The following is a 242-nucleotide window of genomic DNA, read 5'->3' as shown; positions in this document are numbered from 1 at the left end:
AATGGCGGAGGCCGACGACGTCTGCCAACTCCTCATGACCGCGCCGGGTGTCGGATCGATGGTGGCCTTGAGCTTTCGCGCTGGGGTCGATGAGCCGGGCCGGTTTGGGCGATCACGATCAGTCCCTGCTCACTTCGGTTTGACGCCAACGCGATATCAATCGGGAGAGATCGACCAGGAAAAGGGCATCTCGAAGTGTGGCGATCCGAGCATCCGCTGGGTGCTCGTCGAGGCGGCCGGCA

1 protein-coding gene is annotated in these 242 nt (G+C 63.2%); it reads left to right on the top strand.

Annotated features, from left to right (window positions below):
* The coding region (locus C7I85_RS30440; RefSeq protein ID WP_146149043.1) for a transposase at positions 1-242 on the top strand (242 nt) is incomplete at both ends.

It is taken from the genome of Pseudaminobacter soli (ex Li et al. 2025) (assembly GCF_003012705.1).
Classification (GTDB): domain Bacteria; phylum Pseudomonadota; class Alphaproteobacteria; order Rhizobiales; family Rhizobiaceae; genus Pseudaminobacter; species Pseudaminobacter soli.
The sequence above is the reverse complement of the archived record's forward strand: the minus strand, read 5'-3'. Positions and strand labels throughout refer to the sequence as shown.